This window comes from Acinetobacter sp. ANC 4178 (assembly GCF_004331175.1).
In the GTDB taxonomy this organism is placed as follows: Bacteria; Pseudomonadota; Gammaproteobacteria; order Pseudomonadales; family Moraxellaceae; genus Acinetobacter.
In genome coordinates, this window is record NZ_SJOD01000006.1 from 118,122 (window position 1) to 140,987 (window position 22,866).

The window sequence follows — 22,866 nt, forward strand, 5'->3', positions numbered from 1 at the left end:
ATGGCAACAATGTAGCGTTTATTTTGCTTAATTGAGGGATGTATCCCTTTTATTCAAGCTATAAAAAACACCGCAATGTTGCCATTACGGTGTTTCGCATTTCATTCGATTTGAACTTATAAATCGAATAATTTACCCGGGTTCATAATCCCGTTCGGATCGAAAACTTTTTTCAAAGCTTTCATGTATTCAATTTCTTCAGCACTGCGTGAATATTCCAAATATGGCTTTTTGGTCATACCCACACCGTGCTCGGCAGAGATAGAACCGTCATATTTTTTCACAGTATCGAATACGTATTTATTCACCACCTGACATTTGGCAAAGAATTCATCTTTGCTTAAATCAGCAGGTTTTAAAATATTTAAGTGCAAGTTACCGTCACCAATATGACCAAACCAACAGATTTCAAAGTCTGGATAGTTTTCTGCCACAATACTGTCAATTTCTTGAATAAACGCAGGCACGTGCGTAATCAAAACTGAAATATCATTTTTGTATGGAGTAAATGGCGCAATCGACTCTGAAATGTCTTCACGTAAACGCCATAAGCTTTCTACTTGCTCTAGGCTTTGGCTTAACACACCATCCAGTACCCAACCTTGTTCCATGCAATGCTCAAAAATTTCCATCGCCTTGTCCATAATTGGCTCAAACGGCGCTTCAAATTCAAGTAGCACGTAGAATGGGCATTCTGTTTCAAATGGGCGTTGCACATGACCATGATCCAGTACTTTCTGCATTGCCAATTCACCAAAGAATTCAAATGCAGTTAAGTCAATTTTAGCTTGGAAGGCATGTAGTACAGGCATCACCGCATTAAAATCAGGTACACCCAACACCATCACTTGAAGGTCTTGTGGTTGACGCTCTAATTTAATTTCAGCTTCAGTGACTAAACCTAAAGTCCCTTCACCGCCAATGAACAAATGCTGTAGTGCATAACCCGTGGCATTTTTAATCATGCCTTTGTTTAAACGTAAAATGTCGCCTTTACCCGTCACCACGGTTAAACCCAACACCCAGTTACGGGTCATGCCGTATTTAATAACTTTGATCCCGCCCGCATTGGTGCCAATATTGCCGCCAATTTGTGAAGAACCTGCAGAAGCAAAATCTACTGGGTAGTACATGCCTTGTTCTTGGGCATAACGCTGTAATTGTTCAGTGACCACACCCGCTTGTACGCGCACCATACGGTCAGCAGGGAAAAATTCCAGAATCTGGTTCATTTTGTCCATGCTCACCACGATTTCACCATTGGCTGCCACTGCACCCGCAGATAAACCTGTACGACCACCCGATGGGGTTATCGCAACATTGTATTGGTTCGCAAGCTTAACAATGGCTTGAACTTGCTCAGTCGTTGCAGGGAAAACGATCACAGATGGGTTCGGATCAAAGTGTTTGGTATAATCCCGACCCCAATTTTGCAGGCTATCGGTATCCGTTTTAATACGGTTTTCGCCAACAATTTCGGTCAATTGGGTCAACAACTCTGGGGTTAAAGCGACTGGAGCATTCATCGTTTTCAGACCTTGCAATGAAGTAAACAAGTGGTGTCGAATCTAATGCATTATTCAGCTGAAACTGCGTAACAAAGGAACAATAACTAGACAGCACGTGAAGTAACGGACAGTCCATCTGCACCGTATTTTTTCACGGAGCATTATTATATGCCATTTTTCGTCAAAACCCGCAGAAAATCGCGTTTTAACAAGGTTACCTTGTAAATTACAGGCTTAGTTAGACCAATTACGACAAGTTGTGACGTATATTTCATCAAAATACCTGATCGCAGGGTCATAAAGGAAATGTATATCGACCTAAGTCCTATGTTATGATACCGCGACCAAATTTGGCCTTTGTAGCGGAGCCGTAATGAGCCAACATCTTTCCCTGCCTAAAGATAAAATTCGTTTCTTGTTGTTAGAAGGCGTTCACCAAAACGCTGTCGACACTTTAAATGCTGCTGGATACACCAACATCGATTATCGTAAAACTGCGCTTGAGGGTGAAGCGTTGAAAGAAGCGATCAAAGATGCCCATTTCATTGGTATTCGTTCCCGTACACAACTCACTGAAGAAGTGTTTGAAGCAGCAAATAAATTAATTGCTGTAGGCTGTTTCTGTATCGGGACTAACCAAGTGAACTTAAATGCCGCGATGGTTCGTGGTATTCCAGTATTTAACGCACCATATTCAAATACACGTTCAGTAGCTGAACTTGTACTTGCAGAAGCGATTCTTCTTCTTCGTCGTGTACCTGAAAAATCAACAGATACACATGCGGGTGGTTGGAACAAATCGGCTGTAGGTTCGTTTGAAACACGTGGTAAAACTTTAGGGATTGTCGGTTACGGTTCAATCGGTTCTCAACTTTCAGTTTTAGCTGAAAGCATGGGTATGAAAGTCATCTATTTTGATGCAGTGACTAAATTACCTTTAGGTAACGCACGTCAAGTCGGCACTATGGCTGAACTTCTTGCCAATGCTGATGTGGTTTCTTTACATGTTCCAGATGTTCCATCTACACGTAACTTCTTCGGTAAAGACCAATTTGCACAAATGAAAGAAGGTTCAATCTTCATCAATGCTGCACGTGGTACATGTGTCCTCATCGAAGACTTAGCAGATGCCTTAAAATCAGGTCATGTTGCGGGTGCTGCGGTTGACGTATTCCCGAAAGAACCTAAAGCCAATGGTGAAGAATTTGTTTCTCCACTACGCAACATTCCAAACGTGATTTTAACCCCACATGTGGGTGGTTCGACTATGGAAGCGCAAGCGAACATTGGTTTGGAAGTGGCTGAGAAATTCGTTTCTTATTCAGATAAAGGCATGACTTTATCTGCGGTGAACTTCCCAGAAATTGCGTTGCCATTAACTGAAGGTAAACACCGTTTACTTCACATTCATAAGAATGTGCCTGGCGTACTTTCAAAAATCAACAACTTGTTTGCTGAACACGGCATCAACATCTCTGGTCAGTCTTTAATGACCAAAGGTGATGTTGGTTATTTAGTGATGGATGTTGATGCTACTGCATCTCAAGAAGCACTTGATACATTACAAGACGTTGAAGGTACAATCCGCGTTCGCGTATTGTTCTAAGTTATTTGATGTGAAAAACCACAGACTTGTGTCTGTGGTTTTTTATTGATCCATCCTCCGCTTAATGGGATCAATAAAAAGCATTTCACAGCGCAAAACCGATCTATTGCCGATGGGAAATAGATCGGTTTTGTTTCAATTCAGTATTCTAACCAACATGCTCTTGCTTTGTTCTACATCTATTGCACTAATTTAGTTCATCCCTGACAAGCTATTTCACCAGCACAGTGTTATGATTGAAAAAAATACACAAATTGACCATCTGATATAAAACAAAATGTCCTAACTCATGTTGAACTTTAAAACACCCTCATATTTACAAGCGGTTTTCCTGCTCTTTATTGCCATGCTCTGTGTGCAAAGTAGCGGTTCATTGGCCAAAATTCTGTTTCAGCAATTTCCAGTTCTTACCGTTTCTGCCATGCGTATGCTGCTAGGTTCGCTCATTCTGGCGATTATTTTCCAGATCTGGAAAATTAATTTTAAAAGTGTTCGTTGGTCTTCTATTTTAAGTTATGGCATTGCACTGGCAGGCATGAACGGACTGTTTTATTTATCGATTGAACGGCTTCCTTTGGGCATTGCAGTTTCATTTGAATTTATTGGTCCCTTGAGCGTCGCCTTGTACTATGCACGGCAAAAATACGACTTACTTTGGGTCAGCATGGCAATTTTAGGCTTAGTCTTGCTGTTTCCTTTCGATCAAGCCACACAATCGCTCGATTTAACAGGCATTGCCTTTGCAATTGGCGCAGGGGCATGTTGGGCCGTGTATATTATTGCAGGTCAACGTCCTTCGGGTATTTCAGGCAATCATACGGTGTGTTTGGGCATGTTTGTCGGCATGCTGTGCTTACTGCCCGTCGCCTTATTTTCAGGGATGACCAGCAATGTTTTCCAGCCACCCAATTTATTTTATTTTATCGGTTTGGCCATTCTGGCAAGTGCTTTACCCTTTACCTTGGAAATGATTGCCTTACGTAATTTGACTGCCTTGAGTTTTGGGACCTTAATGAGTCTTGAACCCGCAATTGCAGCACTTTCTGGCTTTGTGTTCTTGAATGAGCAATTGCTTTGGACACAGTGGTTAGCCCTAAGCACTATTATTATAGCCTCGATAGGCTGTACCTATACGACTCAACAAGCCAAACGTGCTAAAGAAACCCATTTAGCATCTTCAAGCCCAATTGATTGAGATGGGCTGCACCGATTATCTCAATCAATTCATACCAGACCCACCGCCCAGATGTAGAGAAAAAGCGATATGCGCAACAGCCAACTGAGTGCCGTATTTTTCATGGTGTTATCCATGTTGTCCTATCAAGTCAGTGCTTCGTTTGCCAAGCAGCTCATGCAAGCATTAGACCCGTTTACTGTGGTGACCTTACGTCTCAGTTTTGCCTCTATTTTGGTGGTATTGATGTTCCGTTCATGGAAAATCATACAACGCCTGCCTTATTTAAAATGGCGTGATTTACTGTTTTACAGTGCTGCTGTCTGCGTCATGAATGTTTTGTTCTATGCTTCTTTAGGCAAGTTACCACAAGGCATTGCTGTTGGATTAGAGTTTTTAGGACCTCTGACCTTGGCGCTACTCTCGATTAAACACAAAGGTGACTATATTTGGGTCGGACTCGCAATTGCGGGGATTGCCCTGATGGTGCCTTGGCAAGATGCACAGGCTCACAATTTCTCTTATATCGGTGCAGCATGTGCATTAGGTGCAGGTATTTGTTGGGCATTTTATATTTATTTTGGTCAAAGAGTTGCACGCCAGAATATGGGAATGCATGCACTGAGTATCGCTATCGTACTATCAACCCTGGTTTTATTGCCGATTAACAGCGTGCGTAATCCTGAAGCGATGCTGCAATTTCAATACTGGCCACAAGCTTTAATCATTGCCCTTTTAGCCACTGCAATTCCGTATGCACTGGATTTAATGGCACTCAAACGCCTGAGCAAACTCAGCTATGGCACACTGTCCAGCTTATCTCCTGCTTTAGCAGCAATTGCAGGTATGCTGCTGTTAAAAGAACATATCACCCTCTGGCAAACTTTGGCCCTGATCTGCATTATGACCGCTTCGGTTGGTGTCACCTATCGTGCCAGTCGCACTGCACCTGAATCTGATATAGAAGCATCGACCTCTTAAATCCAAATTTAACATATCAAGAACAGTTGCTGAATTTTAAAATCTACAACTGTTCTTTAAACGACAAAATCCCATCCAGCCAAGTACCCTCAACTAAAATAACGCTTACGGGAAGACCCTTGAATTCAATGTGCTGAAAAACTACTATAATCAAAAGGATTGAAGGGAACATAAGAACAACAATGCAACCACATATTCGCCTCAATATGATTGTTAAAAACGAATCTGCTGTGATTTTACGATGCTTAAAATCGGTCAAACCGTGGATTCATTCTTGGGTGATTGTCGATACGGGTTCAACCGATGGCACACAAAAACTAATTCAAGACTTTATGCAGGATTTGCCTGGCAAGCTATTTGAACGCCCTTGGCACAATTTTGGTTTCAATCGTACTGAAGCTTTACAATTGGCACAGGATTCCTCCCTTCCACATGCCGATTACCTGATGTTTATTGATGCCGATGAAAGCCTCTTGGTCAAACCCGAATTTCAATGGGGCACATTATCGGGTAGCGCGTATTATTTTGAATGCATCTATGATCATTTACGTTATCAACGCAATGCCATGATCTCGACCAAACTTCCTTGGGTGTGGAAAGGCGTATTACATGAATATCTTGATTCTACCTCTCCGCATCAATGGACATCTCTAGACGGTCCGCGCATTTTTGTACAACATGACAGCGCCCGCGGACATGACCCGCAAACCTATCTCAAAGATATTGAGGTTTTAAAGCAGGGTATTCTGGATGAACCAGAAAATTTGCGTTATCAATTTTATCTCGCCCAAAGTTATCAAGATGCGCACATGCCTCAGCAGGCATTAGAAGCCTATCAACGACGTGCCAATGCAGGTGGTTGGGAAGAAGAACGCTGGATGTCGCAGTTTAGAGCAGCAAAATTTATAGAAATATTAAAGAAACCTACAGAAGAAATTCGTAGCGCTTATTTGCAAGCTTGGGTCAGCCGCCCACAACGTGCGGAACCACTCTATGAACTGGCACGCTATTATCGTGAACAAAAACAATTTGAAAGTGCATGCCAATTTGCCTTACAAGCCTGCCAAATCAAACGACCCAGTGACATTTTATTTCTCGATGACAGTGTCTATGCATGGCGAGCACTCGATGAACTGAGCGTTGCTGCATCCTATTGCCCTGACTATAAAGAAAAAGGTAAACATGCCATCCTCAAATTATTGATGGAACAAAAATACCCTGCCTCCGAAGAAGCACGACTTATTACCAATCTACATGTCTATAAATGAAAAAACCTTGCCGAAGCAAGGGTCACTTAGAAATTGGATTTAAGCAGCTGATGCAAAATTGCATCAGCTGAACCATCAGGCTGCGAAGAAAATCTGATAACTTAAACGGACAATTAAAATAGATACTAATATTAAAAAGATGATGCGAATAAAACCACTGCCATATTTTAAAGCCAGTTTAACCCCAACCAAAGAGCCTGCTATATTGGCAACAGCCATAGTTAAGCCAATGCCAAATAACACATGACCTGCGGGCACAAAAAAACTCAGTGCAGCAAAATTGGTCATAAAATTGGCAATTTTGGAGAGCGCCGAAGCATGAAGAAAATCGACTTTTAAGTAGCGAATAAAATAGAAAATAAAGAAACTGCCCGTTCCTGGTCCAAAAATCCCATCATAAAAACCAATCAACACACTGCCGACTGCTGCAAGTACCAGTATTTTAGTGGTGATTTCCTGTTGAAAATGGACCTGACCAAATTGTTTCTTCATGAATGTGTAAATTGCGATAATAATCAACATACACAGGACAAAGGGTTTCAGTACTTGGGTGGGAATCATGGAAACACAGGCGGCTCCCACGTAAGAACTAATAAAAGCACCGATCCCAATCACCAACAACAACTTCCACGACAATGATACGCGACGCATAAATGAAAATGCCGCAGATGCCGTACCAAAAATAGAAGAAAGTTTATTGGTGCCAAAAACTGTAGCAGGTGCTAACTGTGGCATTGCTCCCATAATGGCCGGGATTTGAATTAAGCCACCCCCACCTACTGCTGCATCAATGGCCCCAGCACAAAAAGCAAAGAAGACCAAGCTCAGAATCAGATCAAGTTCCATGGTATTAAGCCTCCTACAGATTCAAAACACGTTTAGGAATTAAACGCTTTCGATCATTAATTTCGGCCAAACCTAAGCACTTTTCACCATCAAACACGAGCACTTGTGCTTCGGCAGCATGCTCAATATTGCTTTCCATGCCACGACTAAAATATTCTGCTCGACCTTCTGGGACTTGAATTTGAGTAAAATGCTGAACAGGTGCATACACAGGTAACAACAGTGCTTCGCGCTCCTGTTCAGTTAGCCCTTCTAAATAGTCAATGGTATAACTTGGAATCAGCTCAAAATGCCCAGTTTGAATGCGATGCAAATAAGTCAAATGCCCTCGCGTCCCTAAAGCTTTGGCAATGTCTTCCCCCAATACACGAATATAAGTGCCTTTAGAACAGGTCACATCTAAGGTAATACTGCTTTCGGTAAATGAAAGCAACTGAATGGCTTCAATGGTTATAGGACGTGCTTCACGTTCCACTTCAATCCCTTTACGTGCCAATTCGTATAGCGGGCGACCCTGCTTTTTGAGTGCAGAATACATTGGAGGAATTTGCTGAATTTCTCCAACAAACTGATTCAATACCTGCTGAATTTTAACTTCAGTCAATACTGGCACCGCTTGTTCGTGCAGTATCTCACCTTCCACATCACCCGTCGTTGTGCTGTGACCAAGCTGTATCGTGGTTTGATAACGTTTGGTGGAATCCAATAAGAAATGAGAAAACTTCGTGGCTTCGCCAAAGCAAATCGGTAATAGACCTGATGCCAGCGGATCTAAAGCACCTGTATGCCCTGCTTTCTCTGCCCTCAATAACCAGCGTACTTTTTGTAATGCCGCATTTGAACTAATACCCAAGGGTTTATTTAACAAAAATACCCCATGAACCGCACGGCGCTGGATTTTTGCAGCAGATGATTTCATAACTCAGAACACGTATTTCAACTGCCGCAATACTAACAACCGCTCATCTAGTTTTACAACTTTTCTGTTGTTTATTTGCGTTCGCATTGCACAATAAAACAAGTTCAGCGAATGAACCAAATAAAAATTAAAAATGGATATTAGGCATAGGATATGCAAAAAAAGAAATTATGGCTGATACTCGCCATTGTACTGGTTATTCTACTGGGCTTTTTGGTGTGGCTTGCGCCCAGTGCAACCACTGGCTCCAACACTACAGCCTCTTCACTCGCAGAGGCACAGTCGAATTCGACCTCAGCCCTTGCAGGAAATAAAACGCTATCGCATGGCACAGCACCAACTTTTGTGAGTGCAAGCCAGCAAGACACTGAAATCAATTGTCAGCTCAGTTTAGATCAAAGTCAGCATTTAATCGTGAATGAACAAACGCGAAATTGCTTTGAATATTTCATTACCCAATATGGTGAAAAACAAATTGATCAAATTAAGCAAGACTTCACGCGCTACATGCAAAAAGGCTACAAAGAACCTGCGTTAAGCCAAATTATTGATTTATGGAATCGCTATATTGATTACCGTATTCAGTTAGGTAACCTAAAAGAACCCAACTTAGACAAACAAGATCCTGAGTACTACCGAAAAGTTTTTGCGCTGATGAAAGACTTGCGCACACAATTTTTTTCCCTGCCAGAAATTGAGGGATTATTTGGCGCAGAAAATACCTACCATGAATATACCTTAAACCGTATGTCGATCATGGCAGATAAGAACTTAACTGAAGCACAAAAAGCACAAAAACTGAAAGAGCTATTTGCCCAGTTGCCTGAGGACTGGCGTGAAAATCTGGAACAATTGTCTAAATTGGAAGATTTACGCAAACTGACCAGCGATATTAAAGCCCGCGGTGGTTCTGCTGAAGACCTCCGCCAAATGCGCATGAATTTAGTCGGTGCAGACGCGACTTCTAGACTGGAACAACTGGACCAAGATCGAGGTCAATGGAAGTCACGTGTGAATGACTATTTAACGCAGCGTGACCAGATTCTAAAGAGTCAGATGAGTGAATCCGCGCAGCAACAAGCCATTGCTCAATTACGCCAACAACAATTTAAAAATCCACAAGAACAACTTCGACTTGGAACCTTTGAAACTACACATGACTCAGGAGGAAAGCTCCCGTTCGCGGAATAATGCTGCATCACACACTTTTTTCAGGATGAAAATATGTATAAAACGAAAAATATAGCACATAGTCTTTCACTGCTCGGATTAGCCGTATGTATCGGGCTTGGCACTCAAACTGTATCTGCTGGTGTCCTAAGCGTGACTAACACAGCTCAAAGTACCTATGCCAAAACCAAATATCCATTATTGTTCACTCATGGAATGTTTGGCTTTAGTCGCGTTGGCGTCGCTGAATTCGGCTTGGATTATTGGTATCAAATTCTGCCCGATCTGGCGCGTAATGGTGCCACCACCTTTGCGGCGCAAATCTCACCTTTAGAATCAACCGAGGTTCGTGGCGAACAACTGTTACAACAAGTCGAAGAAGTGATGGCGATTACAGGTAAATCCAAAGTCAATTTAATTGGACATAGTCATGGAGGTCCGACTATTCGCTACGTCGAGGCAGTCAAACCCCAATATGTTGCGTCCCTAACTGGGGTAGGTGCAACATTTAGAGGCTCCAAAGTCGCAGATGATTTACTGTCAAGCCAAACAGGTTCACAGCTCTTGAGCATCGCCACGGATTATATTATTGGACCACTTATTACCTTTGCCGAGGGGAACCCATCGCTACAGAGTGATCTTAAAGCCTCTTTGACCTCGATCAGTGAAAAAGGCTCTCAAGTCTTCAATCAAAAATACCCAACCACTGCCTTAGCATCCGACTGTAGTAAAAGTGGAGCCAGCTCCAATAATGGGATTTACTATTATTCTTGGACAGGAACCTCTCAAGTGACCAACGTCATTGATGTTGCAGACAGTGCTATTTCGCTACTGGCGCCAATCTCATATCTCAGTACCGACAATGATGGATTGGTGACACGTTGCAGCACCCATTTCGGCAAAGTCATTCGTGATAATTATGATTGGAATCACTTAGATGAAGTCAATCAAGTCTTAGGATTAAGAGGACTGTTCAGCCCAGATCCAGTCGATGTTTATCGTCAACATGCCAACCGCTTAAAACTGCAAGGTCTTTAATACAGCTCCCTCGCTCAGCATATGACTCAGCGGGGGTTTTAGAATTATAAAGTTACAAATTGTATTTAATTTGATCGGATTTATCCGCCTAATCTTCAGCCCAACTTTATACTCATTTTGACAATTCTTTTTGTCGATAGAAAAATTAAAATAGAGGAAGATCAATGAAATATGGACTCTTGATAGCGGGACTGCTATCAACCTGTGTGCTAAGCACCACCCAAACTCAAGCCAGTGCATCGCAAATTCAAGCTAAATACGTCGCCTCAAACTATGCAAAAACCAAATATCCATTGGTCTTTGCACATGGTATGGGTGGATGGATTCGTGCGGGCACAGATGAACTGGGTGTGGATTATTGGTATCAAATTTTGCCTGATTTAGCACGCAATGGTGCCAATGCATGGGCAACACGTGTTTCACCTTTTAATAGCTCGGAAGTACGCGGCGAACAACTGCTACAACAAGTCGATGAAATTTTAGCAATTACAGGTGCAAAAAAAGTCAATTTACTGGGGCATAGCCACGGCGGGCATAGTATTGCTTATGTTTCAAATGTTGCCCCCTCTAAAGTCGCCTCTTCAACTGCAATATCAAGCCCTTTAAAAGGCTCACCTGTGGCGGATTTGATTATTTCTGCTCAAGGTACACCACTCGAACAGCCTTTGGTCAGCCTGATTAACTTTGGCTCTAAAGCAATTGTATGGGCACAACAGCAGGATCCTAACTCCCTCCCGCATGATGCCCTTGCTGCAGGAAAAAGCTTAAGTCAGGGCGGATCTAAATCATTTAGTCAAAAGTATGCTTTAGGCATGCCGAAGACAGCCTGTGGTGAAGGTGCTGCAACAGAAAATGGAATTTACTTCTATTCATTCTCAGGCAATTCGACTTTAACCAATATCCTTGATCCTGATTCACTATTGGCAGCAACAGGTTTACTGATGCAAGCCCCGAATGACAATGATGGCTTGGTTTCACGTTGTAGCGCAAAATATGGCAAGACCATTCGAGACAATTACAACTGGAACCATTTAGATGTGATTAATCAATTCTTTGCTTTACGCTCAGTATTCTCACCAGATCCAGTCGATGTTTATCGCCAACATGCCAACCGTTTAAAACTTCAAGGTCTCTAAAATTTAATCAAAAAAAATGCGCCAAACGGCGCATTTTTTTCACTCAAATAAAACTGATTAAGCAACAGTTTTACGAGCTGGTAACTTTTCACGAATACGTGCAGCTTTACCAGACAATTCACGTAGGTAGTAAAGTTTAGCACGACGAACGTCACCACGACGTTTCACTTCGATTTTAGCAACGATTGGAGAGTGAGTTTGGAATACACGCTCAACACCAACACCGCTAGAAATTTTACGTACTGTGAACGCAGAGTTCAAACCACGGTTTTTCTTCGCAATTACAACACCTTCAAATGCTTGAAGACGCTCACGATCACCTTCTTTTACTTTTACCTGAACGATAACAGTATCACCTGGTGCAAAAGCTGGGATGTCTTGTTTAAGCTGTGCATTTTCAACAGCTTGTACTAAAGGATGCTTACCGCTCATGGGGTATCTCCAATATGTGTGGGTCAGAAGAGGTCTGATATCCACTGGGTATAGAGGCTAAAACGCATAGACCCGATTGACTTTCCCTTTATGCTTGACCGCTTCAAGACACAAAGAGCCTAATAAACAACACTTCAACACAACCGTTCAAGTATTGGATTCGGAAAATAACCTAAAGTTATCTCCCTTATAAATCTTTGAGCCATTTTTTTTGCTGCTTGCTCAACTCAACCTTTTCTACCAACTCAGGTCGGCGTTCAAGAGTCCGTTGATAACGCTGCAAAAACCGCCATTTTTCAATGTTTGCATGATGTCCCGACTTTAATATATCGGGTACATCCAAACCTTCAAAATGGTCTGGCTTGGTATATTGTGGACAATCTAACAGACCATCCACAAAAGAATCTTGCACAGCCGATTGCTCATCAGACATGGTATTCGGCAAACGTCGAATAATACTGTCCAACAACACCATCGCAGGAAGCTCTCCACCTGATAAAACGTAATCCCCGATTGACCATTCCTGATCAACATATTTTTGGATTAAACGCTCATCTACCCCTTCATAACGCCCACACAACACAATCAATCCATCATAATTGACAAACTGCTGTACCGCTGGTTCATTTAAGGTTTTTCCTTGTGGTGACATATACACCACAGGAACATGAACGGCTCCCGCTTGCTCTGCAAGCTGTTTGGCACGTTGAATGGCTTTTGCCAAAGGCTCCGCCATCATCACCATACCTGGACCACCACCAAAGGGACGTTCATCCACTCGTTTGTAGTTGCCTTCAGCAAATTCACGTGGATTAATACAATGGACTTGTACAATCTCACGCTTTGCTGCGCGCCCGCTAATACCGTAGGCTGTAATCGCTTCAAACATTTCAGGAAAAAGCGTAATGACTGCAAAAAACACCGCAGACTCCTCTATTTTCCTGCTGTGTGAATCCTAAACAGGATTAATAATCTACGCCCCAATTTACGTAGATACGACCAGCTTCTAGATCAACGCGTTGCACCACATCTTTATGCCATGGAATCATACGCTCTTCACTATCGATGCTTTCAGCAGTTGCGCGAACCACCATCACATCATTAGCGCCTGTTTCAAACAGTTCGTGGATTTGACCGAGATTCACTTCTTGTTCTTCATCATTCAGACCTAACACTGTTAAGCCTTTTAAATCCGACCAATAATACTCGTCCACGCCCGCTTGGGGCAGTTGCGATTTTGAAATCCAAACATTTGCACCGACTAAATTATCTGCTGCTGTGCGATCACTCACACCTTTCAGCGAAACAACCAAGCCTTTGCCATGTGGTTTCCAACGTTTTACATCAATCGTTTGCCAACCTGCTTTGGTCTCAATGTACCAAGGCAGGTAGTCAAATATGTTGCTCATAGGTTCTGTATTGGAATAGACCCAGAGCCACCCATTTAATCCATATGCTGAACGTAACTGTCCAATCTGAATACGATCTTCGGGAACATTCTGTGTTGGTGTCATGGGCTACCTACTACTTAATCTAAAATTATGCAGCAGTTGCAGCTTTCTTAGCTTGAGCAGCTAAAGAAGCAACACGATCAGAAGGTTGAGCACCTTGTGCTACCCAGTGAGCAAAACGGTCAGCATCTAAACGAAGTTTTTCTGCTTTACCTTGAGCTGTAGGGTTGAAGAAACCGATACGTTCGATGAAACGACCGTCACGTGCATTACGACTATCAGTCACAATGATTTGATAAAACGGACGTTTTTTAGCACCACCGCGTGCAAGACGAATAACTACCATGATACAACCTTATAGTTTTTACGGATTATCCCTGTACCGACCATCGATACACTTCAAACCCCTTTCATAGAGGGCAATATTCTACGCTAAATTCTGCAATAGGGAAAGATCAAAAAATGATTTATCCACAGTTTTGAATTTTATGATTAATCCCAGCTTGTTGTTGCTGAAAGCGTACAGGTTGAACCTTTCACCCAGCATTTCTGTCCTTGACTATTTAACATAACGGAACCGTTCCCATTCTGAATTGTTCCGGAAACTGGATTAGCCGAAAGTGACCATGTTAAATTATCATTCGAAATGCTTAATATGACTTCATATTTCGCAGTTCCTGAACTAGGATAATTTTCCTTCAAACCACCACTACTTAGTTGTGCATCCTTAAATGATCCTTTAGCAACTTTATAATTTGTTAGATTCCGTGCAATAACCAGCATTTCAGTCTGGACATCAACTCGATTTGTTTTAATCACATATTGTGTATATGAGGGATAGGCTATTGCCGCCAATATTCCAAGAATTGCTACAACAATCAATACTTCGATTAGTGTGAAGCCTGCTCTAAAGTATTTAGTTACCATGTTTCATCTCCAGAACACGCTGTATAAGATGAAATACTTGACTTTGTTTTACATCTTAATCCCTTGCTCGTCATTAGATAATTATAGTTCTTTACATCAGAGCTCTCAGCTTTAATTGCCCAACCAAGTCCACGATTATCAGTATCCGCGGAAGTAAGAGCCTTACCTGTGTCTAAATCATAAATCGTAATTTTATATTTGATATCTGTACCTGTCGCTCCATTCGGAAGTACCACCTCATTTAAAGTGGAGACCCCATAAATATATCCCGGATCAAAACGCTTATAGGTAAAATTTCTCGACTTATAACGCTCTAATTGTTCAGCAATTTTTTGTATTTCTTGCTCAGCTTTTGCAGCAACTGCCTTACGTGTATATTCTGTATAAGCAGGCAAAGCTATAGCAGCAATGATTGCAATTATTACAACAACAATCATTAATTCAATTAATGTGAAGCCACTGCGTGCATTAGACCCACTCTTGCCATATTTTATGGCAAGAGTATCCTTATACAAATTAATTTGAAGAAACATATTTTTCATACCAACGTACCGGGTTAAGTATACGACTACATTTCCATTTGCCTGATCCTTGAATATTACCTATAAGAGTCAAACTACCACAGCTATTCTTGGTTTCAGTACCAGAACCACCCGTATCTGGACCAAGGGTTATACCTCGTATACCAGAACCGATCACATTTTGATTTTTCCCATTTGTAATAATTAATCCTGTCTTTTGTTCTTGATCTAAGTTTTTTGAACCATCTGCATTTAAACAAACCCCGAATGGTAAACAATACTGCTGACGATTCGACTCACCAATAATTCGAGTCGAACAAGAGTCTAACGGCTCTACACCAGTCCCTTCAGGATCGTAAACAGGAATAAAAAGATTATTTTTTAATGCAATTGGCTCTTCTTCAAATGCCTTAATACCACCAGCTGTACGTCCCGTCACTTCCACACCGCTATAATTACTGGATAGTGAGCGATACCAACCCTGTTTGCCTGAAGCAGAAAAGAGGCTGGTAATATCTCCAGATTGTGTTTGTGGATTCACTTGGAGATTCGCCAAGGTTAAGTCTTTAGTTTTTAAAGTTGGAGCTCCAGTGATTAAATTATTCTTAATAAAATCACGGTCAATAATTCCATAAACTTTATTCGTTAAACGACCAGTTAAAATTGCTGCTGGCAACATCCCTTCACGTCCTTTATCTGGACTGACATCTAAAGGGGTACTTCTATCACCTGAGGCAATCCCCACCAAAATAAATGAGCTACCACCATTACTGTGCTTGGTTAAAGTTGGTGGTTGGTAGAATCGCGGCTGATTACCATTTGTAATTGAACTACCAGTTGACGTAGTCCCTAAATTCACCAAACGCACAACGCGTTTACCAAAACCAGAAGCAGATGTACCAGCAAGATTATTTAGATCTGCTCTAAAGACTTGCCCACCTAAATCACCGAAATATAAATGATCAACCAATCCATCTCCATCACGGTCCAATGTAGAAATACGACTTACAATACTATGCACCATATTAGAATCATTACTATCGGCACCAGTATTACTTGCCCACCATAACCGTTTACCCGTTTTTGCATCAATAATGTACACAGCATTACCATCAGCTTGAGTTTTTCCATCACAGGCAGTATTTGGATAATCTGTATTTGAATTGGTTGCCCCTAATTTAAATTGCGGATTTTCATAACACATGTCATATCCGCCACCAACAATCATGACGCGCTTAATTACTCCATTATAGCGAATGTTCGTTAAAACTGGTTTCGACCAAGATTGCCCCATACGACTAAAACTAGTCTGATCAGCTCCAACTCTAAACAACAATTTCGGGGACGTAGGATTCAACAAATCCAATCCATAATAGCTTTTACCCCCCATACGCATACCACCATAAACATTCATCTGATTAGCAGTTACATATAATTTATCGTCAGACGATCCTTGTCTAAAGTTATAAGCAGCATCAGCAACCCAAGCCCCACCAACGCCATACGAAAGATCACCAGCTTGATCAATCCCTCGCAGCGCCTTAGAAGCATTTGCATCTTTTAATATCTCAGATGGAACAAATACCATCTGCTCAACACCAGTCGCTGCATTTAATACATGCAATCCACCTTCCATACTTCCATATAAAACGGACTGTTTACGCGTTGAGGTTAAATCACCATTTGAATCTAGAACCCCTTCATATGTCAATTGTACTGGAATGGAATGAATACTTCCCCCCATTGTAATAAATGGCTTAGATGGGACTGCAAGAATTGTTGGTAAAGTTGTAGTTGTTGAAAGAGGTAAGTCATATCCCAAATAGTTAACCAGCTTCACTTTCAAATCATTCGGAAAGTCTTTTAAGATGTCTTGTTTTGCAAAACTATCTAAAACATAAGCCCCATTGGTCACAGAGGAAGAAGTCTTGCTCGGAATTTCCAATAAAGAACCACTACTTGATGATTGAAGAACTCCTGAACTTACACTACTCACATCGGTAAATAGGTTACGTAATGCATTCGGTGCAGCCAAAATGGCAGGAATAGCTCGGATTGTCTTCCCATCCACTACTGTTTCAGCAACCGCAGCAACGGCTGCTGTTGGCATTGGTAAGTTCCAATATGCACCACCCTGGTCAATGACCTTACCATCAGCCACACTGGTTGAGTTCCACAAATCATAGGTTGTCGTAGTAAAATCTCCCTTATCATTATAAATAAGAGAATTCTTAAGGTCGGTAAGTGCCCCCATATTTCCGATATTATATTTTTTTAGATTTCCCGCCCAAACCATGGTATTTGATCTAGGGTTAGGTGCAAATGTACGAAGATAGCCATAAGGCTGATAACCATTCGGATTTAAAGCATCTACAGGCACAGAAATTGCACCTGTAGGTAGCGGATCCAAAGGATCATCAAAAGTTCTTAAAAACTCAAGTACACTTGCCTGTACTTGAGCTGAACTACTCGCTTCATAGTACAAACCATTGCCATAACCAGGTTTGGTTAATCGATATGGAGTTGCTTGAGTTGGAGAACAAGCATCATCCCCTTTACGCCTATCCTGCGTACGCGAACTTAATTGACACGCTTGCTGCACATGTGGAGCACTTAAGCCGCTAAAATCACTACCAAAACCTACAAATGCAGTACGAATTTCGGCTTTTTGCGGATTATTACCTGAATATAATCGTTTAGCCAACTCCCCCATACAATGCCAAGCAGACCAATCATTTGCATTCCCCGATCGATCTGTTCCCGTAACTAAATTCTTTAATCCATCTGTTGGGCATTCAAAACTATTATCATTTAATGCAGTACGCATTAAAGTCTGCGCACGACTTGTGCTGGAACTATTGGCTTCACCATCTGACAAGAAGTAAATCCCATTTCCATCACAACTCACTTTTTTGGTCGGCAGAGGAGAACTATATGACGTTCCATCAGCTGTTTTAGAACTACTTACCGAAGATGAAAAACCACTATCAGCATTTGAATATAGTTGATTTTCTTTAGAGTAATATCCAATTGTAGAACTATCATAAGTTGCCGCAGTATAATTTGCTAAATCACTCGGAGGCATAGTTCCTAAATTATTCCAATAACTCGTACTAGTCCCAGTCATCCCATTACAGTACTGGACCTGATTATTGAAATCAGTGCTAGCCCATGATTTACATTGATAAAAATTGTCGGCATAAACCGTCTTATAGACAGCAACAGCGTCACGTGTACGTCCCGTGAAGTTTGCATTTTCATAACAAACCCCTGTGGCAGAGTTTAAATACGGTCTATTCGTTCGGTCACAATAGTAATAATCGACTACTTGGCTACTGGTCGTCACCTTTTTATAGATAAGCTTAAATATTTCAACTGGGGATAATGTAGAAGTACCTAACATATAAGCTGCAGCTTCTGCATAAGCATGTGCTGAAGGAGTCCCCCCACTTGCTGTTAAATTTTTAATCGCAGTTTTCAAAGCTTCACGTTGCGTAGAGCCTTTTTTTCCTAATGTTGCAGCAGGAACCAAAATTTTTGCAGATCGCCCATCACCATTAACTGAAAAATGTCCCAGCCCTATAGATGCACTCGGTAAATTTGGATCAGTAGTATTATCAAGTAAGGCAAACATACCATCTTTAAGTCGTGTCAGACGAGAATAAGCAACTTTTACCCCACTACTATTTTTACAATAACTTCTTTCGTATGGAACCGCTGTAGTAGCAGATTCAGTACCCGTACCATAATAATAAGCTCTATTATAATAATCATAATAGATACAAGAATCATTATCATATTCCGCCATAGATCCTGAGGTATCTAGCATCAAAACAATTGTTTTCTTCCCAGCTTCAGGCTTTGCGTAAATTTGCAAATCTGTCGCTTGGGCAACTGAACTAATAACAAGTAAAGACATCACCGCAGAAAGGGCTGTGAGTACCATTTTCTGCTTAGGCTGTCCCTCGCCTTTCATTAAATGTGAGGTTTTTTGTTTATATTCTTTCATTTTTACTCCTCACCCAATCAAGGATTTTCTGTTTGTTCAAACAAGGTTTGCAAGTTAAACTCTTGTGTCTGACTATTTACTGGTATACCTAAGCTAACTAAACAATCAGCAATTGTTCTAAAACCTTTAGTTGAAGTGTCAGAATTATCACTAATATAACCAGGTTGTGTCGCATCTTTACCTATGCAGGCTTGTGCTGCATCCATGTCCTTCGCAAAAGATGGGAAAATTGCTGTAGTTGTTACCCGAATGCGCTGTTGCTCAACAATATTTTTAGGTAAAATTGTACCTTCACTTAAATTAGTACCTTCACTTAATAAAACACCAGCTTCTAAATCACTTAAAGGGTCTGTCGGAATTTTTACTGCTACCTGCGTAACAACCGCTTCTCGATTACTACCAAAATCTGTTTTTAAATTACAAAATCCCGTAGAGCCACCTTGTGCAACAGTCGCCTTGCTATCTTTATCCGCTGGTGGTCGAATAACAGCCACCCCAATAGATCCACCAAATTTTTGCGATGACGTAGGTCTATAACAAAATATATATTCTTTACCTGGTTCTAACTTGCTATCCTGTAATGCAAAACCTACTACACCACTTAAGTCCACCATTTTTGATAAGTCAGAGTTATAGACCTGATTCAAAGGTGTATCTGCAGTCTGGCTTAGAAATTGTCCAACCTGAGTATTGGTCGCAATATTCAAAGTCGTCATAGATGTTCTAATTGCTAATACGCCGACAATAGTAATCAAAATTAATATAAACATGACTATGATGAAGGTTGAACCACGTTGAGAAGAACGCATGTACATCATAATGGCTCTCCCATAGCATTTCTTAATGCAACTGTTGTTGTATATTCACGGCGCATATACGTACTAGTTTTATCAGTCAATGTAACTGTACCTTCAGCAAATTGCTCTGTACCTTCACTAGAAGGCTTTAATAAGTCGCTCTTTGTTTGATCTTTTGAACGTACCAACACAGAGATTTTTACTGAAACAATACGAGGTGCTTTTTTACTTGCAGCTCTGGCATTTTTTGCTGTAGTTAAATACTCGTCAATTGTATAATAAGCAGCTTGTGTTTTATTTTCACTTTGGGTACCCAAATAAAATCTTACAAGATCTACGCGTGGCATAATTATTTCGCCCGCGTTTGATCCCCCAAACTCGGTAATTGCAGCAATTGAATTTGCTGGTGGTTTATTTGCATCACACGCTAAACCATAGTCCGTGCTATTAGAGGCACTCGTGTCTTTTCTAAGAAAATATCTTTGAATAACATACTCACCTGCTTGTACTTCTTTACCCTCACAATTAAACATGCGATTAGGCGCGATAAACAGAATTGTTAATTGATCACTTTTAATATCAACATTTGAAACCCCGCCAACTGCCGTAATAGCATTTTGTAAATCATCAAGCGGTAAATTGGTTGTTCCAGCAGTACCTGAAGTCAACACGATCCCCCCTAAAGTAGTTTGATCATTTAACTCTGGATGGCTAATATTTCCATAATTTGCTAGCCTAATTTCTGATGCCATATATTCAAGACCAAAAATTCCACTATCCTGAAGCTCTGCACCTGCCTCTTGCAACCTTGTAGTAATCAAACCACCCATGAAAAGTTGCATTGCTGCAGCCGTAATAATCAATCCCAATGCCAAAGCAACTATTAATTCAATTAGTGTAAAACCTAGATCTTTATTTTTCATTTTAATATGCCTCCATCATGAGGCACTTAGCACCATTTATATAAATACCAGAACTACTAATGCACTCACTATAATCTATGCCTGCAAACTTAGTCTCATCCCATGCTACAAATAAACACTGTCGGTTGCTTGTAGCTTTATTTGCACCTGGGCATAGAGTCATGGTCATATTCATCCCATTTTGGAAAGCAGCTCTAGCAACTAAATAAGCATCATATGCAGCCATTTCTTCTGGGTTACATACCGCATTTAAACAAGACTTAACGCCTGTCGGCAAAGCACTCATGGCTGAATATGCTTGTATTTTTTTTGGGTAAAATGATTGTCCTTCTGAGTTTGCACGAATACTTTCTGTTAAACCCCTCATTAAAATTGTGGCTTGAGAGCGCTTTAAAGCTTCATTACCCGCTTCCACAGCTCTTAATTGCAATGCAGTATAGCCAAGCACACCTATTGCCAAAATAATTAACGAGACCAACACTTCAACCATGCCAATGCCCAATTGATTAGCTCGAATATTCATGAACAAGTCCCCGTAGTTTGGTCCAATGTCCCAATTTTTGAAATAGTTATAGTTTTTGACTCACCATTAGAGCAAAGTACAATTGTATTGGTGGCTTGAATTGTCCCCGTGGGTTGGAACATTACTCCTAAACTATCTGATTTAACGTCTACTTTTTTTGAAACTTTAGCCAATAAAACTCTATTTTGATTTATGTAAACATTAGGATCCAAACTTGAGTCTATAGCAGCGATGCACTGTGCAGGCGTGATAGTTGTACCAGCCTTATTTTTATTAACACATACAGCAACACTTACTCTCATTGCAGCAGACCGACTTCTAGCCTCATTTAACGTTCCTTGTAGCTCTTTCGCACTACCGCTTAAATTTTGCCTGCTTATCATATCCGAGAAAGAAGGCACCGCCATCATGGCAATAATCGCCAACACTGCAATTGTCACCATGAGTTCAATTAAGGTGAACCCTCGATTTGTTCGCATACGCCCTCCCCAAGGCAATTTCTCTTTTACCCTATTTAAAATCATATTTCTTTTTTTTACAAAACGAACACAAAAAGGATAAATGGCATAAAAAAACAGATGATTGCCAAAAAGCAACCATCTGTCAAATCTTTAATAAAAATATAATGTTAAGTCTGCAACACTTTAAGCTTGTGTTACAGGAATACGTAACTCTTTCGGCAAACTAAAGGTAATGTTTTCTTCACGCCCTGCAAGCTCTTCTGGCACTTTCGCGCCCCAATCTTGCAAACGCTGAATGACTTGTTTAATCAAAATTTCAGGCGCAGATGCACCAGCCGTTACCCCAATTTTGGTATCCACATTAAACCAGTCTTGCTGTAATTGTTCCGCATTATCGACCAAATAAGCTGCTTTACCCATACGCTCTGCTAGTTCGCGTAAACGGTTCGAATTCGATGAGTTTGGAGATCCAACAACCAAAACCACGTCACACTGCTCAGCTAAATCACGCACGGCATCTTGGCGGTTTTGCGTGGCATAACAAATATCATCTTTGCGAGGACCCTGAATCTTCGGGAATTTTTTGCGTAGCGCATCAATCACTTTCGCAGTGTCATCAATCGACAACGTTGTTTGCGTCACAAAAGCCACTTTATCAGGATGATGCACATTCAACTGAGCGACATCTTCTTCATCTTCAACCAGATAAATCTCGCCCCCATTTTTTTTGTCATATTGTCCCATTGTGCCTTCCACTTCAGGATGACCTTCATGACCAATCAAAATGGCTTCCACCCCTTCACGGGCATATTTAGTGACTTCAATATGCACTTTGGTGACCAAAGGACAAGTTGCATCAAAAACTTTTAAACCGCGACGTTCTGCTTCTTGCTGTACTGCTTTAGATACACCATGCGCGCTAAAAATCACAATATTGTCATCAGGCACTTCATCGAGTTCATCGACAAAAATCGCGCCACGCTGACGTAAATCATCTACCACAAATTTATTGTGTACCACTTCATGACGCACATAAATAGGCGGCTGAAAACACTCAAGTGCACGATTTACAATCGCAATGGCCCGATCAACCCCTGCACAAAAACCACGCGGATTAGCCAATACAATTTCCATAAAACCCTCATTGCTCACTTAAATGCACGTCATGCGAAACTA

Annotated in this window: 22 protein-coding genes; 7 read left to right on the plus strand and 15 right to left on the minus strand. The window is 41.2% G+C overall.

What is annotated here, in order from left to right; translation table 11 throughout:
* Positions 1-116 precede the first annotated feature (116 nt).
* Positions 117-1,526 (minus strand): FAD-binding oxidoreductase, encoded by a 1,410-nt coding sequence (locus E0H87_RS13255; protein ID WP_131324024.1) that lies wholly within the window; start codon positions 1,524-1,526, stop codon positions 117-119.
* Positions 1,527-1,881: 355 nt separating this feature from the next.
* Between E0H87_RS13255 and serA the strand changes: the two genes are divergently transcribed.
* The 4 genes from serA (at position 1,882) to E0H87_RS13275 (ending at position 6,537) form a co-directional block, all read left to right on the plus strand.
* Positions 1,882-3,114, plus strand: a complete 1,233-nt coding sequence (serA, locus tag E0H87_RS13260) for a phosphoglycerate dehydrogenase (RefSeq protein ID WP_131324025.1) — start codon at positions 1,882-1,884, stop codon at positions 3,112-3,114.
* A gap of 289 nt (positions 3,115-3,403) precedes the next feature.
* Positions 3,404-4,309 (plus strand): EamA family transporter, encoded by a 906-nt coding sequence (locus tag E0H87_RS13265; RefSeq protein WP_131324026.1) that lies wholly within the window; start codon positions 3,404-3,406, stop codon positions 4,307-4,309.
* 69 nt (positions 4,310-4,378) lie between these two features.
* Complete coding sequence (locus E0H87_RS13270; RefSeq protein ID WP_131324027.1) at positions 4,379-5,269, plus strand: EamA family transporter; 891 nt, start codon at positions 4,379-4,381, stop codon at positions 5,267-5,269.
* 182 nt (positions 5,270-5,451) lie between these two features.
* Positions 5,452-6,537 (plus strand): glycosyltransferase, encoded by a 1,086-nt coding sequence (locus E0H87_RS13275; protein WP_131324028.1) that lies wholly within the window; start codon positions 5,452-5,454, stop codon positions 6,535-6,537.
* A gap of 75 nt (positions 6,538-6,612) precedes the next feature.
* Here E0H87_RS13275 and E0H87_RS13280 read toward each other — a convergent pair whose 3' ends face one another.
* Both E0H87_RS13280 and truB read right to left on the minus strand, forming a co-directional pair.
* Complete coding sequence (locus E0H87_RS13280) at positions 6,613-7,383, minus strand: sulfite exporter TauE/SafE family protein (RefSeq protein ID WP_131324029.1); 771 nt, start codon at positions 7,381-7,383, stop codon at positions 6,613-6,615.
* 13 nt (positions 7,384-7,396) lie between these two features.
* Complete coding sequence (gene truB, locus E0H87_RS13285; RefSeq protein WP_131324030.1) at positions 7,397-8,302, minus strand: tRNA pseudouridine(55) synthase TruB; 906 nt, start codon at positions 8,300-8,302, stop codon at positions 7,397-7,399.
* Between the two features lie 153 nt (positions 8,303-8,455).
* Between truB and E0H87_RS13290 the strand changes: the two genes are divergently transcribed.
* The 3 genes from E0H87_RS13290 to E0H87_RS13300 all read left to right on the plus strand — a co-directional run bounded on the left by E0H87_RS13290 (position 8,456) and on the right by E0H87_RS13300 (position 11,646).
* Positions 8,456-9,493 (plus strand): lipase secretion chaperone, encoded by a 1,038-nt coding sequence (locus E0H87_RS13290; protein WP_131324031.1) that lies wholly within the window; start codon positions 8,456-8,458, stop codon positions 9,491-9,493.
* 33 nt (positions 9,494-9,526) lie between these two features.
* The gene (locus E0H87_RS13295) at positions 9,527-10,510 is read left to right on the plus strand and encodes an esterase/lipase family protein (RefSeq protein WP_131324032.1); all 984 of its coding nucleotides are present in this window, start codon (positions 9,527-9,529) and stop codon (positions 10,508-10,510) included.
* A 164-nt stretch (positions 10,511-10,674) separates the two neighbouring features.
* Positions 10,675-11,646 carry a lipase family alpha/beta hydrolase gene (locus tag E0H87_RS13300; protein WP_131324033.1) on the plus strand — a complete coding sequence of 324 codons (972 nt, stop codon included), beginning with the start codon at positions 10,675-10,677 and terminating at the stop codon, positions 11,644-11,646.
* 57 nt (positions 11,647-11,703) lie between these two features.
* On the opposite strand, the gene rplS is transcribed toward E0H87_RS13300, so the two are convergent.
* From rplS to ispH, 12 genes are all read right to left on the minus strand, one after another.
* Entirely contained in the window at positions 11,704-12,078 is a 375-nt protein-coding gene (rplS, locus tag E0H87_RS13305; protein WP_016168675.1) for a 50S ribosomal protein L19, read from the minus strand.
* 187 nt (positions 12,079-12,265) lie between these two features.
* On the minus strand, positions 12,266-13,000 hold the full coding sequence (gene trmD, locus E0H87_RS13310; protein ID WP_131324034.1) for a tRNA (guanosine(37)-N1)-methyltransferase TrmD: 735 nt from the start codon (positions 12,998-13,000) through the stop codon (positions 12,266-12,268).
* 43 nt (positions 13,001-13,043) lie between these two features.
* Positions 13,044-13,592 carry a ribosome maturation factor RimM gene (rimM, locus tag E0H87_RS13315; RefSeq protein WP_131324035.1) on the minus strand — a complete coding sequence of 183 codons (549 nt, stop codon included), beginning with the start codon at positions 13,590-13,592 and terminating at the stop codon, positions 13,044-13,046.
* Between the two features lie 25 nt (positions 13,593-13,617).
* A complete protein-coding gene (rpsP, locus tag E0H87_RS13320) occupies positions 13,618-13,875 on the minus strand; it encodes a 30S ribosomal protein S16 (RefSeq protein WP_131324036.1) in 258 nt (85 codons plus the stop codon).
* Positions 13,876-14,021: 146 nt separating this feature from the next.
* Positions 14,022-14,456 carry a type IV pilin protein gene (locus tag E0H87_RS13325; protein ID WP_131324037.1) on the minus strand — a complete coding sequence of 145 codons (435 nt, stop codon included), beginning with the start codon at positions 14,454-14,456 and terminating at the stop codon, positions 14,022-14,024.
* Entirely contained in the window at positions 14,450-14,998 is a 549-nt protein-coding gene (locus E0H87_RS13330; RefSeq protein WP_319922778.1) for a type IV pilin protein, read from the minus strand. Before E0H87_RS13330 ends, E0H87_RS13325 begins: the two co-directional genes overlap by 7 nt.
* Positions 14,973-18,986, minus strand: a complete 4,014-nt coding sequence (locus E0H87_RS13335) for a PilC/PilY family type IV pilus protein (protein ID WP_131324038.1) — start codon at positions 18,984-18,986, stop codon at positions 14,973-14,975. Before E0H87_RS13335 ends, E0H87_RS13330 begins: the two co-directional genes overlap by 26 nt.
* Before the next feature lie 17 nt (positions 18,987-19,003).
* Positions 19,004-19,804, minus strand: a complete 801-nt coding sequence (locus E0H87_RS13340; protein WP_131324039.1) for a pilus assembly PilX N-terminal domain-containing protein — start codon at positions 19,802-19,804, stop codon at positions 19,004-19,006.
* Positions 19,801-20,706: a PilW family protein gene (locus tag E0H87_RS13345; RefSeq protein ID WP_131324040.1), complete on the minus strand. Its 906-nt coding sequence runs from the start codon at positions 20,704-20,706 to the stop codon at positions 19,801-19,803. Before E0H87_RS13345 ends, E0H87_RS13340 begins: the two co-directional genes overlap by 4 nt.
* Position 20,707: 1 nt before the next feature.
* Entirely contained in the window at positions 20,708-21,229 is a 522-nt protein-coding gene (gene pilV, locus E0H87_RS13350; protein WP_131324041.1) for a type IV pilus modification protein PilV, read from the minus strand.
* Positions 21,226-21,825, minus strand: a complete 600-nt coding sequence (locus E0H87_RS13355; protein ID WP_227547362.1) for a GspH/FimT family pseudopilin — start codon at positions 21,823-21,825, stop codon at positions 21,226-21,228. The genes pilV and E0H87_RS13355 overlap by 4 nt, the downstream gene beginning before the upstream one ends.
* A gap of 48 nt (positions 21,826-21,873) precedes the next feature.
* Positions 21,874-22,824: a 4-hydroxy-3-methylbut-2-enyl diphosphate reductase gene (ispH, locus tag E0H87_RS13360; protein WP_131324042.1), complete on the minus strand. Its 951-nt coding sequence runs from the start codon at positions 22,822-22,824 to the stop codon at positions 21,874-21,876.
* Positions 22,825-22,866: the final 42 nt, after the last annotated feature.